The organism is Eubacteriales bacterium mix99 (assembly GCA_038396605.1).
Lineage (GTDB): Bacteria > Bacillota > Clostridia > Caldicoprobacterales > DTU083 > UBA4874.
The window spans coordinates 1842513-1857243 of record CP121690.1; the positions used below are offsets into that span (position 1 = coordinate 1842513).

Here is a 14731-nt window from a genome sequence, read left to right on the forward strand (position 1 = left end):
AATCAGTGAACCAAAGCAATAGGGATCAGAGTGACAGGAAACAAACGGGACAAGTGCAGACAGAGGAAAGTCTCAACGAGATTCTTCAGGTGAGAAGGGAAAAGTTAGAGAGTCTGAGAGAAGCAGGAAAGAATCCTTATGAGATCACGAAATTTCGTCCGACCCATTATTCCGAGGATATATTAGCCCATTTTGATCAGCTGGAGGATCAGAAAGTTACGCTGGCAGGCCGTATGATGTCCAAAAGGATCATGGGAAAAGCAAGTTTTGCACATATTCTGGATTCCCGGGGAAAGATTCAGATGTATGTTCAGATCAATGCATTGGGCAAAGAAGCGTATGAAGACTTTAAGGCTTATGATATAGGAGATATTGTAGGGGTAACGGGAAGCGTCTTCCGGACACGCAGGGGAGAGATCACAGTTCGTGCGCAGGAACTCACCCTTCTGTCCAAATCCCTGCAGCCTCTGCCGGAAAAATGGCATGGTCTCAAGGACCCGGATCTGAGATACCGGCAAAGGTATGTGGATATGATTGTCAACCCGGAGGTGCGTCATACCTTCGTGACCCGCTCCAGAATTCTGCAGGAAATCCGGAAGTATCTGGACAGCAGGGGCTATCTGGAAGTAGAGACTCCGGTATTGCATAATTCCGCCGGAGGAGCTGCTGCGCGTCCCTTTGTGACTCATCATAATGCCCTGGACATTGATATGTACATGAGGATTGCCACGGAGCTTCATTTGAAACGGCTGGTGGTAGGCGGTTTTGACAAGGTATATGAAATAGGACGTATCTTCCGCAATGAAGGCATGGACATCAAGCATAATCCGGAGTTTACCACCATTGAACTGTATGAGGCGTATGCGGATTACCAGGATATGATGAGCCTGACGGAAAACATGGTATCCACTGTAGCAGAAAAGGTACTCGGATCGGATGCCCTGACCTATCAGGGAGAGGAAGTGAACCTGACCCCTCCATGGGACCGGATTACCATGATCGATGCGGTTCGGAAGTATGCCGGAGTGGATATGTCGGCAATCCAAAGCGATGAGGGAGCACGAAAAGCTGCGGAAGAGATTGGCGTTCCGACAGAAGGGAAAACAACCTGGGGCGAAGTACTTTATGCCATATTTGAAGAAAAGGTGGAGGAGCAGCTGCGGAAGCCTGCCTTTGTAATGGATTACCCCATTGAGATATCGCCGCTGGCAAAGAGAAAGAAAGAGGATCCCAGGCTGACCTACCGTTTTGAAATATTTATCAGCGGACGGGAGCTTGGCAACGCGTTTTCCGAATTAAATGACCCCATTGATCAGAGAGAACGGTTTGTGGAGCAGGCAAGGCAGAGAGCAGCCGGAAACGAGGAAGCGGAGAGGATGGATGAAGACTTTGTCAACGCCCTGGAGGTTGGTATGCCTCCAACCGGCGGCCTGGGAATTGGTATTGACCGCCTGGTGATGCTGCTGACCGATTCCTATTCCATCCGGGATGTGATTCTCTTCCCCACAATGAAGCCCCTGGATAAATCCGAACCTTCGGTAAAGACGGAAAAGCCGGCAGGAGAAAAGACTGCGAAAGCAGTAAAGGAAGTCATTGATTTCTCCAAGGTGGAGATTGAACCACTGTTCAAAGACGAAGTCGATTTCGATACTTTCAGCAAGTCAGACTTCCGTGCAGTGAAGGTAAAAGACTGTTTTGCAGTACCAAAAAGCAAGAAGCTGCTGCAGTTTACTTTGGATGATGGAACAGGCGGGGAACGCACCATTTTAAGCGGAATCCATGCATATTACGAGCCGGAGGAACTAATCGGAAAAACACTGATTGCGATCATAAATCTTCCGCCGAGATCAATGATGGGAGTGGATTCCTGTGGTATGCTGCTGAGTGCAATTCACGAAGAAGAAGGAAAAGAAAATCTTCATCTTCTGATGGTGGATGATCACATTCCGGCAGGGGCAAAACTGTACTAAAAACAGATCCGGGAAAAGGCAATTATGAATAATCTGTTAATCTTGCAGCCGGGAACACCCGGCTGCTTGCCTTTTTTATATCGATACTCTATAATAATCATAACAAAATAAATTTCTTTTCACCAGGGAATCAATAAGCTGAAATCATATTGCAGTATAAGAATGGCGGGGATGAATGGATGTATCGCGTACGAATCGATAAGGAAACCATAAGGAACCATTTTCATTATGATAAGTGGAAGTATGTGCTGGGGATTGTTCTGACCATTTTCTCCTGGAGCATGCTGGCCACGGTTACAAAACCACAGACGCCGCCGGACAAGAAAGTGGATATCTATCTGGTAGGCGGCTATATGGCGGAGGATGCTGCAAAGGAGTATGGCGATACCGTGTGCATGGATTTTCCGGGCCTTCGCGAAGTGAATCTTTTCAACATTGGGATTGAGGGTGATATGGAGTATGCCGGCAGACAAAAGCTTATGGTGATGCTGGGCAGTCAAAGCGGCGATATTTATTCTTTCCCGAAGGATGAGTTTAAGGATATGGCCAAAGGCGGCGCTTTTCTGCCGCTGGATGATTACACGGATCTGACGAAGCGCTTTACCAAAGAGCAGCTGGCCGAATACACTTTTTCCACAGAAGATGATAAAACACCCGGAATATATGGGGTTCCGGCTTCGGACATCCAGTCGCTCGGCAAATCCGTTTTTGATACCAGGGATTCCGTTCTGGCCGTTACGGCCTATAGCAAGAACAGTAAAAAGGCAGTAAAAGTTCTGGAATGGATGGAAGACCATAAAACGGAAGAACAATATCAGCAGAGAAGAAAGGAGCTCCTGGAGGAAAAGGAACAACAGAAACGGCAAAAGGAGCAGAAGAAGAAAAAGGATCGTTAAAAAGAAAGGAAAGGAGGGGATAATATGTCCCATGTATCCGATTCCATCGGAAAATCAATTGAAGAGTCTTTGAATTTGGGACTGGGCCTTTTGATGTACTCAAGGGAAAAGATTGAAAATCTGGTGGAAGAATTGGTTGACAAAGGCGATGTGGCAAAGAAGGACGCACGGCAGCTGGCAGGCAGGCTTGTGGAGCAGGGTGAGGAACAGCGGGAAGAGCTGAAAAAAATGATTCAGAAGGAAACCGCAGATGCTTTGGATAGCCTGAATGTAGCACAAAAGAAAGATATCATCACAAGGGATGAAATTCGGGAGATTGTAAGGGAAGAGATACAAAAAGCTCTGCAGGAGCAGGGCAGGTCCCGGGAAGAAAACGACAAATAAAAGAGCAAAAAAAGGAAAGGATAAATCGGACAGTATGCCGGGGATCCGGTGAGCGGGGACGGCAAGGGTCATTTTTGGCAGCTTTGTAATGATGGGATGATTAAATGGATCACAGGCAGGTACGCATCAAAAGATACAAGGAGATTATCGCTGTTTTTACAAGGCATGGATTTGGAATGTTGTTTCAGCGAGCAGATTCCCGTCCTTTTTTTGCGAAAAAAAAGGGAATATTCGATCCGGACGCAGCTTCCGGCAATGCCGAAGCTTCCGCCGGAAAGCACCTGAGGATGGCCTTGGAAGAGCTGGGTCCGACATTTGTCAAACTGGGTCAGATTCTGAGCATCCGGCAGGATATTCTGCCGGATGGAGTTGTGAAGGAATTGAAAAAGCTTCAGGATTCGGTACCGCCATTCCCGTTTCCGGAGGTTCGGGCTTTGATCGAAAGCGAGTTTCAAGACAGACTGGAGCATATCTATCAGGAATTCGACCCGGATCCAATCGCCGCGGCTTCTGTTTCCCAGGTCCATCGGGCAAGGCTGTTTTCCGGAATACAGGTTGCCGTGAAGGTTCAAAGACCGGAAATAGAGGATACCATCGACCTGGATCTGGACATTATGAAAAGCATGGCTCACTTTATTGATCGTCATACCAAATTTGGAAAACTTTACGATTTTAACGGCATGGTGGAAGATTTTGAAAGTACCATGAAGGCAGAGCTGAATTTCATGGAGGAAGGAGAAAACGCAGATACCTTTTTGCATCATTTCCGTCAGGATGAAGGCATTACGGTACCGAAGGTAAAGTGGATCTATACCACAAAACGGGTTCTTACCATGGAATATTCGGACGGCCTGAAAATAAGCGATCTGGAGGGATTGGACCGGGCAGGGCTGGATCGAAGGAAAATCGGGGAAACGATTGCCACGTCCATATGCAATCAGATTTTACGGGATGGCTTTTTCCATGCGGATCCCCATCCGGGCAACATACAGGTTCTGCCGGACGGGACAGTGGTTTTTCTCGATACCGGGATGGTGGGATATCTGGATGAGAGCCGCAAGGAAATGATCTCCGGATTCTTTGTCGGAGTTACCACCAAAGACAGCGGAATGGTAGTTCGCTCTCTGGTGGATATGGATGTTACAGTGGACCAAAAGGATATGAAAAACTTCGAAAAGGATGTTGACACAATCGTTGCGAAATACCTGACCATGCCCATGGATAAAATCCGGATCGATGATTTGATCCGGGAAGTCTTTCATACGGTGTATTTGAATCATATCAAAATTCCACATGAATTCACCCTGCTGGCAAAGACGTTGGCGACCCTGCAGGGGGTGCTGGAAAAGCTGGCCCCGGAGCTCAATGCCATTACCATCGCGGAACCCATCGCCAAAAAGTTGGTCTATCAATCTTTCTCATTGCGAAAGGTAAAGACGCAGGTTCGGAAAGGGATATGGAAATACCAAAGGATGCTGCATGAATTCCCGGCTGCGATGCAAAACGTTCTGCACAGAATTGGAGAGCAGGACTTTTCGGTTCCCATTGAAATAAAGGGCGGGGATTCGCTTCAGAAGCAACTGAATCGGATCACGAACCGAATCTCCCTCAGTGTGATTATGCTGGCCCTCAGTATTGTTCTGGCAGGAATTCTGATCAGTTTTGGTCTCATTGCGGGGAACAGCGGTGTAACGATCCCTTTCGCCCTGAATGTATTAAAGACAGGAATGATTGTATCCGTTCTGATTCTTTTATGCATTATCCTGTTTTTAATCCGATCCTACCGGTGATCCCTTTTGCGTTTCATCATGAATATCATTGTATTTTTTCAAATCCAGTTCCTTTTCACTTTTGGCAACAATTAAGGCGGTTGTTGCGGCTGCGCTTACATTGGTGGCGGTGCGGGCCATGTCTACAATGGAGCTGATCGGTGCCAACAGCACTATAATCTCAATCGGAAGTCCTGCTGCTGCAAACACGGCAGTTGCGGTAATGGTGGCTGTTCCCGGGACCCCTACGGTTCCTATGCTGACCAGGGTGGTGATCAGAACGAGGAGGATATACTGCACGGCAGAATATTCCATATTCAACCCATGGATTGCAAATACCGCCAGCAAAGTCGGCCAAATACCTGCACAACCGGGCATACCGATATTTGCACCCAATGGCACAACAAGGGAAGAAATATTTTCAGAAACTCCTGCCTTTCTCAGGCATTTATCCGTTGCAGGAATCGTTCCGATACTGCTCTGGGTAGTGAAGGCGATTACCTGTGCCGGCCAGATATGCTGAAAGAACCGGATGGGATTTAATTTAGCCATCGTTCCAATCAATATGCTGTTGACCCCAAAGGTTTGAAGGAAGCATAATAAATAAGCCACAGCCAGCACTGGCAGGAGAGGCAATAACTTGTCCGGTCCGTTATTGGATACCGCATTTGCAACCAAAGCCAGTACGGCATAGGGCGTAAATTCAATGATGTATGAGATGGCAGTATTGTTTACCTTTGAAACAGAGTCCACGAAGCGCTTGAAGGGCTTTACTCCCTGGGGATCCTTTGCGGACAGCATCACGACAGCTACGCCAATCAACAGGGCAAACAGAATAATGGGTACGACTGTATTCGCCGAAGCCTGTTCAAAAAAATTCCTTGGGAACAAATCAATAATGACCTGTGATACTTTCGGGATTTCCCTCGCTTCATAATCCGCCGGAAGGGTGATCACCGCACCTTTTCCGATACCCATCGGCAGGGAAACAAGCAATGAGATTGTGGAAGCGATAAACGTGGTTGAAATAAGCAATCCTATACTTTTCAGTCCAATTGTTTTAAGCTTTCCTATATTTTCTAAATTGGTGATGCCGGAAATGACACTAAAAAACAAAAGCGGGACGACAAAGGCTGAGATAATGTTGGCATAAATTGTACCAATCGGCTGCACATAATCCGTGTGCCCTTCAAAAACGATACCCAGTACCAGCCCAAATGCCAGAGCGATGATGGTTCGCAGGCCAAAATCCACTTTTCTCTTTCCTAAATATGCCAAAATGCCAATGAGCACAATGGCAGCCAGCAGCGCTCCGATTGCCGGATAATCTGCTTTCATGAAATATCATCCTCCTATTCATATATGTTTGCTATGACTTTATATTATTCTATGTACTTTCCTTCACTTTGTCAACCCATGGAACAGTATATTCATGAAAAGAGGGGACGGTTCACGTCCCCAGATATGCTTTCCGGACTCCTTCGTTTGCCAGCAGTTCTGCACCGGACCCGCCGAGAGTGATCCGTCCGGTCTCCATTACATAACCGATGTCCGCCGCTTTCAGTGCCATGTTTGCATTTTGCTCAATCAGCAGGATCGTTACCCCTTGCCTGTGAATTTCCTGAAGAATACGGAAAATGTCCCTGACGACAATGGGAGCCAGTCCCAGGGAAGGCTCGTCCATCATGATGAGCCTGGGGCGGCTCATCAGTGCCCGGGCTACCGCAAGCATCTGCTGCTCCCCGCCAGACAGGGTTCCGCCCGGTTGCCAGGTTCTCTCCTTCAGGTGGGGAAACAGTTCAAATATCCATTTGAGATCTTCCTTCGGATTGTCCTTTCGGAGATATGCGCCGATTTTCAGGTTTTCCAGGACGGTCAGATCAGGGAATATTTTTCTGCCTTCCGGAACCAGGGTAATACCCTTTGCCACAATATCGGCGGGGCCCTTTTCAGTAATGTCCTCTCCAAGAAAGGAGATACTGCCGCTGATTGGGCGGATCAGCCCGGAAATGGTGCGAAGTGTAGTGCTTTTGCCTGCGCCGTTGGCACCGATGAGAGTAACAATCTTTCCTTCCGGTATGGAGAAGGAGATTCCCCTGACAGCTTCAATTCCGCCGTAATTGACTTTCAGTTCCTTTACTTCAAGCATCTTCAGCCACCCCCAGATATGCTTCCACCACGCACCGGTTGTTTTGAATCTCAGTCGGCGAACCCTGGGCAATCTGCTTTCCAAAGTCCAGCACATAGATACGGTCGGAAATTCGCATGACCAGATCCATATGATGTTCGATCAGAAAAATGGTAAGACGGTATTTATTCCGGACATGGACAATGAAATCCGCCAGGCTGCGGGTCTCCTGGGGATCCATGCCTGCCGCCGGTTCGTCCAGCAGCAGGAGCTTTGGCTCGGATGCCAGTGCCCGGGCAATTTCAAGCCGGCGCTGCAGTCCATAGGGCAGGCTGCTTGCCGGTTCGCCGCAGAAGGGAAGCAGATCCTGTTCTTCCAGCAAATCCAGGCATTCCTTCCGGATACGCTTTTCTTCCCGACGATTCATGCGAAAGGTTGCCGTGAAAACGTTCTGTTTCATGTGCATATGTTTGGCGATCAGAACGTTCTCAAATACGGTAAGATCCTTGAACAGTCTGATATTCTGGAACGTACGGGCAATGCCCATTTGGGCTATTTTATCCGGAGTATGTCGGATCACCCTTGTATAGGAATCCTTGTTTTTTCCGATATAGAGCTTTTTCATTTTCCCCTGGGGATGATTGGAGGCGATGATCTGTTCTTCGTATCGGATGCATCCGTTTGTGGGTTCATAAACACCGGTGATGCAGTTGAATGCCGTGGTTTTCCCCGCCCCGTTGGGGCCGATGAGGGCTATAATTTCTCCCCGGTTTATCTCCAGGGAAAGGTTATCCAGGGCAATTACACCGCCAAACTGCATGGTCAGGTTTTCCATCTGAAGAATATGATCCGTCATGCTGGAACATCTCCCTTCTTTTTCTTTTCAGAGCGCTTTCGAAGGAATTGGTAAAGCCCTTCCAGTGAAAGTTCCTTTGTTCCCATGATTCCCCTGCTGTAGAACAGCACAATGATCATTACAATGACCGAGAAGACTACCTTTCGAAAACCGGGTCCCAAAAGAGGCACCTGAAAATTGCCGATAAAGATGGTGTTATCCAGGAATCTCAGCCACCATTCGCTGCAGGCAATGAACAGGAAGGAGGAAATACAGCTTCCTGTGACGGAACCGATGCCGCCGATTACCACAATCAGGAGGATTTCATAGGTCATGGTGGCCCGGAACGCCGATGCCTGTACGGTTGTCTGATACATGGCAAGGAGAGCTCCGCCTATCCCCGCAAAAAAGGAGCTGATGGTAAAGGAAAGCTGTTTATGATGGGCAAGGTTGATTCCCATTGCCTCCGCTGCAGTTTCATCCTCCCGAATGGCTTTGAAGGCCCGCCCGTAGGAAGAATTGATCAGGAGAACAATAATGGCAATACAGACTCCTGTTACGGCAAAGGGAAAGATCACGGAGGTAAAAACGGGATATAATTTCAGAAGATTGGATCCATTGGTAATGGGCCCCAGCTTATCCCATTGGAGGATTGCGCGTATGATTTCTGCAAAGCCCAGTGTGGCTATGGCCAGATAGTCGCTTTTCAACCTGAGAACCGGCAAGCCGATAAGATAGGCAAAAATGGCTGTTACCAGACCGGCCAGAGGAATGGCAAGGATAACCGGCAGGGCAAGCGGTACGATTCCTCCGTCAAAGTATTGATATACCATACCCCGGGCTTCCATGGGAATGGTCAATATGGCATAGGTATAAGCCCCTATGAGCATGAATCCCGCCTGACCGAGAGAGAACAAGCCGGTAAAACCGTTGAGCAGATTCATGGAGACCGCCACCAGAGCATAAATGGCGCCTTTCTTCAATACCACGAAGAGCATGGAGGAAGGGGGCAATATTCGTTCCAGTGCCAGAAGCAGTACAAAAAGTGCCATAATCAGAACAACTGCTGTAATGATTTTGTTTTTCATCTTCATAATTTTCACCTAAACCTTGTCCATGGATTTCTCGCCGAAAAGCCCAGTGGGTCTGGCGATAAGGATAACAATAAGCAGTGCAAAGGTAAAAGCATCGGAAAAAGTTGTCCAGCCCAATCCCTTGATGATATTCTCACAAATACCGATCAGGAAGGCTCCCAGAACTGCACCGGATATGCTGCCGATTCCGCCGAAAACGGCTGCAACGAAAGCTTTCAGACCTGGCATGGATCCGGCAGTCGGTGTAACGGTGGTATAGTTGGTAAAATATAGAATCGACCCAACGGCTGCCAGGAAGGAACCAATAATAAAGGTGGTACTGATAACGGAATTGATCTTTATGCCCATAAGCTGACTTGTCTCAAAATCCCTGGATACCGCCCGCATTGCCATTCCGATTTTGGTATGGCGGATGAGCAGAACCAGGGCCGCAACCAGCCCCAGCGTAAACACCGGTGTTAGGATGGTCACCACTTTGGTGGTAGCGGAGAAAACAGTGACGGAATCACTGATCCAGGGTATGACAGGAAATTGTTTTGCCAGACCACTGGTCACATACCATGCGCAGTTCTGAATCAGATAGGAAACGCCGATGGCACTGATCATAATTGACATGCGCGGAGCTTTTCGGAGCGGTTTGTAGGCAATCCGCTCCACCAGGAAGCCCAGCAGTACGGTCAGTAGAATGACCAGAGGGATGGACAGCCAAAGTGGCAGGCTGGCAGAAAGATAAACCATCATAAACCCGGCAGTCATGAAGATATCGCCATGGGCAAAATTGATCAGCCGGAGTATTCCATATACCAGGGTATACCCAATGGCAATCAGAGCATATTGTCCTCCCACGGAAATGCCGGCCAGGATATAAGGCAGATTGGTTTGAAAAAATCCCATGTTAAAGCCTCCCAACAGTTAATTCACGCCCTGAATGCCGACGAACTTCCAGGTACCATCCGAATTGTTTGCCTGTTTGATGTAGGCTTCCTCCCGAATGGCGTCCCCATTTTTGTCAAAGGAGATATCCCCGGTTACTCCGGCGTATTTTACATTCCATAAAGCATCGTTGACCGCTGTCGGATCCGCACTTCCGGCAGTCTTGACTGCTTCGATGGCAGTCATATAAGCATCATAACCCAGTGCGGAAACGGCTGCCACGATATGATTGCCGCCATTGTTGTTGCGCTTGGCCGGATTTTTGCTCAGCCATGTCTTGAAATCGGTCACGAACCGGGAGCCGGCAGCGGAATCGTCTCCTTCATCAAAAAAGGTGGACACAAAAACCTTCTGCCCCGAACCTTTGGCGGCATCCAGGATAACGGAACTGTCCCATGTGTCTCCCGCAAGCAGGGGAATGCCGATATCCTGGGAAGCTGCCTGGCCGATGATCAGGGACGCTGCTTCTGTGGATGTCGGTGCGAAGATGACGTCTGCTCCTTCGTTGGTGGCAGTAGCCAAATATGCTGTGAAATCGCTGTTTCCCTCCTGAAAGTTTTCCTCCACAACCGTGCCGCCCATTCCGGTAAAGGCAGTCTTGAAGTAATTTCCAAGACCTGCGGAATAGTCATCCCCGAGTTTTGTCAGGATATATGCCTTTTTTGCCTGAAAATTGTCAGCAGCAAAGTTGGCAAGTACCGTACCCTGAAAAGGGTCAAGATAGCATACCCGGAAGTAATGGGTATTTCCCAGCGTAACCTGGGGATTGGTACAGGAAGGACCGATTACGGGAATTCCGGCATTTCGGAATACATCGCTGGCTGCAATGGATACGCTGGAGCCATAGGAGCCGATGGCAGCGGAACACTTGGCACTGACCAGTGAGGATGCTGCAGAAGGGCCCTTGTCTGTGGACGATTCGTTATCGACGATTTCCAGTTGGATCTTATAGGGTTTGCCGCCGATTTCAACGGTGTTGACAACGGCATTGGCGTATTCGATCCCAAGGATCTCCTGTTTCCCTCCGGCACCGTTGTCACCGGACGAAGGCTCATAGACACCGATCCGGATCACATTGCCACCACCACTTTTTCCGGTGGGAGTGGAGGAGCATCCTGCAGCTGTCAAAAGGACAAGACTGAGGATCAGGTGCATTCCAATGATTTTTTTCATGATTCGTTGCCTCCTTAAAATAAATCGCCGTCTATTTTTACCTATTCTAATGCATTTTGTATTGAAGTACAATTATAATTTTATATTTATAACTCAAACTTCGCATATGGATATAGGCTATGAACCTTGAAAATTCAACAAGAAGCAGGAATCAACCAGAAACATTCTCTTGATTTATGCGGCCTTTAGGCTTCTTAGCAATGTTGGGGGAAGGGCTTTCATAAATGCATCCATTAAACTAGAAATTTGCTTCTCGGATAATTCAAGATAATCGGATAGCTTTTCCTTGAATGTGTCCATAAGCAGATGAAATGCTTGTATCCATGTAATATCAGCCATTTCATCAGAGAAGTACAAAAACAGTTCACCCAGAGACCGTTCATCCTGTGATTCACGGTTTTCGATGGAGAGCATCATGTATCGGGCGAAAACAACTGCCGTATGAGCAGTTACTGCATCGTATGACAGAGATCTGCATTCTTTGCTTAATCGTAAATAGCTTTTGCAGACCTTAAAAAAGACTTCGATATCCCAGCGTTTTCCATAAACCTGGATGATTTCTTCTTCCGTCAGGGACAGATCCGTGGATATCAGGCAGAGGTACTCTTTCCTCTTTCTTTTGTTGCGGACATATACGACTTTAGCCGGGATAACTTTCCCGTCCTTAACAACATCCACTCTGACAGAAAGAAGGTACCGGGACCTGCCGCGACGTTTTTTGTTGCGCATGTAAATATCGGGTAGTGATAAGCTTTCTCCTTCATAGACAAAGTGCATTTTAGAGGATTTCTTCACCATGCCAATTACATCATAGCCAATTTCCTTTACGGCATGAAGAGTTTTCGGGGAAGAAAACCAGCTGTCAAAAAGAACATACTTCGCCGGAATAGCCGCTGCTTTTGCAGTTTTCAACAGCTCCAGCATTGCTTCCGTTCCCTTTGTCACGGAAAGTTTACGGCGCTTGTATCCAACGGAACGTTTATCCATTTGGCTTGCCTCCGTAATACGATTTTTCTCTTTTTCAGAGGACAGGAGAACACTGTTCACTGGCAGAAAGGTGTTTCCATCTGTCCATCCCAATGTGAGCATACGAAATCCATTGAGATAGACATGCTTTGCATGATCGTATATCTTAGCAAGCAGCTCCACCTTTTTGGAGCGATTACGATCGAATACGGAGTCGTCAATCACCAATGCATTGACCCGATCATCGCTTGTAAGGGGAGCAACCGTATCCTTTATGATTCTGCAAGAAAGGATTGTCGTAAAGCGCATCCAGTTTATATGTGCCATTCTCATGAACCGGTAGGCAGTATCCTTTGCAAAAGCAGGCACATTCTTTCCTGTCAAAAGATTCATGTACATGGAGCGATTGGAGAAAGCCAACAAAAACAGATACTGGAAGATTCGGGCTACAGAAAATCCTTTTTCCTTATATGCATTGGCTGCTTTTAATGCTGACGCGACATGAAATCTTTTGAAAAATCTTTGGACAGTTGATGAATTCTGCTTATCATCCTGGGTGGTTTGTGTTATACTTTTATTCATAGCATGAGCCTCCGATTATGATTGTTTTTAGCAATTCAATTATACCAAAATCGAGGGTCTCATGCTATATCTTTACCAGGATTCATTGAATTTTCAAGGTTCATCGCTCTTTTCAAACTGCGAAGTTTGAGTAACAATTTAATACCCGATTTAGCACCGAGACAGGTTGTGGAAAACGGTGGCTGATGCATTTTGTATCAGCCACCCATCTGTATCAGAGAAATTGTTTGGATAGAAGAGAATCCAATGGTCTCTCTTTACTGGCTATGCTGAAAAGATACTGGTATTTTCTGAGATGAAAAGTCGGTTTATTGTGTGAAGAAGTCGGAAAATTACATTTTACAATTTTTCAAAGAATCATATTTCGTGTATAATAAGTATTGGCAATCTGGTGAAAGTACGGCACAATAGAAGGAGAAAGAGAATGAATGGTTGGAAGAAAGCTTTAACGTTCAGTTATGATGATGGTGTGCTGCAGGACAGGCGCATGGTAGCATTGTTGAATAAATACGGTATGAAGGCTACATTTAATCTTAATTCGGAACTCTTGGGTCAGGAAAATTACCTTATCAGGGAAGGCGTTAAGGTAAATCACACAAAGGTAGCGGCAAAGGAAGTGCGTGGGCTTTATGAAGGACATGAGATCGCAGTACATACCTTAAGACACACCAATTTATCCAGAATTACAGATACAGCAACGATTATTCGCCAGGTAGAGTCGGACAGAGAGAATTTAAGCTGTTTGGCCGGGTATCCTGTGGTGGGAATGGCATATCCGGGAGGCGGAGTAAATTATACAGAAAAGGTTGCTGAATTAATTAAAAATTATACGGAAATAAAATACGCCCGCACGACCATATGTAATTACGGATTTGAGAAGCAAAGGGATCTGTTTCAGTTTAAACCCTCGGTATATCACGTGATGGAGATGGAAAAAATGTTTGATCTTGGCAGAAAATTTCTGGAAATGAAGCCGGACAGCCCACAGATTTTTTATATTTGGGGCCATAGTTATGAACTGGACATTCATGACACCTGGAGCGAGTTTGAACGATTTCTGGAGATGCTCTCGGGAAATGAGGATATTTTTTATGGAACCAATAGGGAGGTATTATTGGATTCCCTATGAGATTGAGTAATTCTGCAAAACAGATTGTGGAGGAGATTAAAGAATAGTATCATTTTCTGAGCGCTTAATCGTACTTTTCTACATAGTAATCCAGTATATCTGTCAGGATATCCGCCTCATATCTCTCAAATGCGTGCTCCTTTCCGCCATCAAGACAGAATGATGTTGCATTGATACGAAGGAGAGGCTGTGCACTGTCTATGTGGAGGAAGTCACAGACCTCTTCATTTCCACGGACGGCGGAGATATTCTGTGTCGCGCGAGACATATTCAGATCATAGAATGACTTCAGCACATCGTAAAGAGAGCGGCTGTTGAAGTCAAAGAACTCCAGTTTCGGAAAACGGTTTTCGGGAAGCACGGAACTGTTGACGCAGTAGGGAGTGCCATCCGCAAAATAAAGGCATTTCAAAATGTAAATATATTCTTTTTTATCAATGCTGAAAAGCTTTGCGTATTGGTCACCCGCCGGCTCTTTTGTGAGGGAGAGCTGCTTCCGTGAAGGAGTTCTGCCCTGGTTGAGAATGGCTTCTGTAAAGCTATAAATATGGGAAAGTTTCTGGTCCGCTGTCTCCCGGACGAAACAGCCCTTACGGCTGATGCGGTACAGCATGCCTTCGTTTACCAGACAGTCAATTGCTTTTCGTACGGTGATCCGGCTTACGCCGTACTCCTCACACATCTGGTGTTCGGACGGAATAACCTGATTTTCTTTATACTGGTGCGACGCGATCTTTGACTTAATGTCATTCATGATCTGTTCGTATTTTGTCATTTAGTACCTCTTCATTCCGGATCGGGAACGGAAGTTCCATTCCGATATCCTGAGCAAATATCATTACAATACACGCACTTTCAGATCCATGCGATAG

The 14731-nt window shown here is 46.8% G+C and carries 13 protein-coding genes; 5 read left to right on the plus strand and 8 right to left on the minus strand.

Translation table 11 applies throughout. The features are described 5' to 3' along the window. Positions 1–5 precede the first annotated feature (5 nt). The 4 genes from lysS to QBE55_08145 all read left to right on the plus strand — a co-directional run bounded on the left by lysS (position 6) and on the right by QBE55_08145 (position 5040). Positions 6–1970 carry a lysine--tRNA ligase gene (lysS, locus tag QBE55_08130; protein WZL77538.1) on the plus strand — a complete coding sequence of 655 codons (1965 nt, stop codon included), beginning with the start codon at positions 6–8 and terminating at the stop codon, positions 1968–1970. Positions 1971–2149: 179 nt separating this feature from the next. Beyond that, complete coding sequence (locus tag QBE55_08135) at positions 2150–2866, plus strand: hypothetical protein (GenBank protein WZL77539.1); 717 nt, start codon at positions 2150–2152, stop codon at positions 2864–2866. A 24-nt stretch (positions 2867–2890) separates the two neighbouring features. After that, positions 2891–3250: a hypothetical protein gene (locus tag QBE55_08140; GenBank protein ID WZL77540.1), complete on the plus strand. Its 360-nt coding sequence runs from the start codon at positions 2891–2893 to the stop codon at positions 3248–3250. 104 nt (positions 3251–3354) lie between these two features. After that, on the plus strand, positions 3355–5040 hold the full coding sequence (locus QBE55_08145) for an AarF/UbiB family protein (protein ID WZL77541.1): 1686 nt from the start codon (positions 3355–3357) through the stop codon (positions 5038–5040). On the opposite strand, the gene QBE55_08150 is transcribed toward QBE55_08145, so the two are convergent. The 7 genes from QBE55_08150 to QBE55_08180 form a co-directional block, all read right to left on the minus strand. Beyond that, a complete protein-coding gene (locus QBE55_08150) occupies positions 5020–6357 on the minus strand; it encodes a dicarboxylate/amino acid:cation symporter (GenBank protein WZL77542.1) in 1338 nt (445 codons plus the stop codon). The two genes, QBE55_08145 and QBE55_08150, sit on opposite strands and share 21 nt — an antisense overlap. A 112-nt stretch (positions 6358–6469) precedes the next feature. Next, entirely contained in the window at positions 6470–7168 is a 699-nt protein-coding gene (locus QBE55_08155) for an ABC transporter ATP-binding protein (GenBank protein WZL77543.1), read from the minus strand. Further along, positions 7161–8003 carry an ABC transporter ATP-binding protein gene (locus QBE55_08160; GenBank protein WZL77544.1) on the minus strand — a complete coding sequence of 281 codons (843 nt, stop codon included), beginning with the start codon at positions 8001–8003 and terminating at the stop codon, positions 7161–7163. The genes QBE55_08155 and QBE55_08160 overlap by 8 nt, the downstream gene beginning before the upstream one ends. Next, complete coding sequence (locus tag QBE55_08165; protein ID WZL77545.1) at positions 8000–9076, minus strand: branched-chain amino acid ABC transporter permease; 1077 nt, start codon at positions 9074–9076, stop codon at positions 8000–8002. The genes QBE55_08160 and QBE55_08165 overlap by 4 nt, the downstream gene beginning before the upstream one ends. 9 nt (positions 9077–9085) lie before the next feature. Then, positions 9086–9970 (minus strand): branched-chain amino acid ABC transporter permease, encoded by an 885-nt coding sequence (locus QBE55_08170; GenBank protein ID WZL77546.1) that lies wholly within the window; start codon positions 9968–9970, stop codon positions 9086–9088. An 18-nt stretch (positions 9971–9988) separates the two neighbouring features. Beyond that, positions 9989–11182 (minus strand): ABC transporter substrate-binding protein, encoded by a 1194-nt coding sequence (locus QBE55_08175; GenBank protein ID WZL77547.1) that lies wholly within the window; start codon positions 11180–11182, stop codon positions 9989–9991. 174 nt (positions 11183–11356) lie between these two features. Beyond that, positions 11357–12730, minus strand: coding sequence for a transposase (locus tag QBE55_08180; protein WZL77548.1), 1374 nt, complete (start codon positions 12728–12730; stop codon positions 11357–11359). Positions 12731–13121: 391 nt separating this feature from the next. Here QBE55_08180 and QBE55_08185 point away from each other — a divergent pair, with 391 nt between their 5' ends. Then, positions 13122–13859: a polysaccharide deacetylase family protein gene (locus tag QBE55_08185; protein ID WZL77549.1), complete on the plus strand. Its 738-nt coding sequence runs from the start codon at positions 13122–13124 to the stop codon at positions 13857–13859. 64 nt (positions 13860–13923) lie between these two features. Here the strand turns inward: QBE55_08185 and QBE55_08190 are convergent, their stop codons facing one another. Beyond that, positions 13924–14634, minus strand: coding sequence for a GntR family transcriptional regulator (locus QBE55_08190; protein WZL77550.1), 711 nt, complete (start codon positions 14632–14634; stop codon positions 13924–13926). Between the last annotated feature and the right edge of the window lie 97 nt (positions 14635–14731).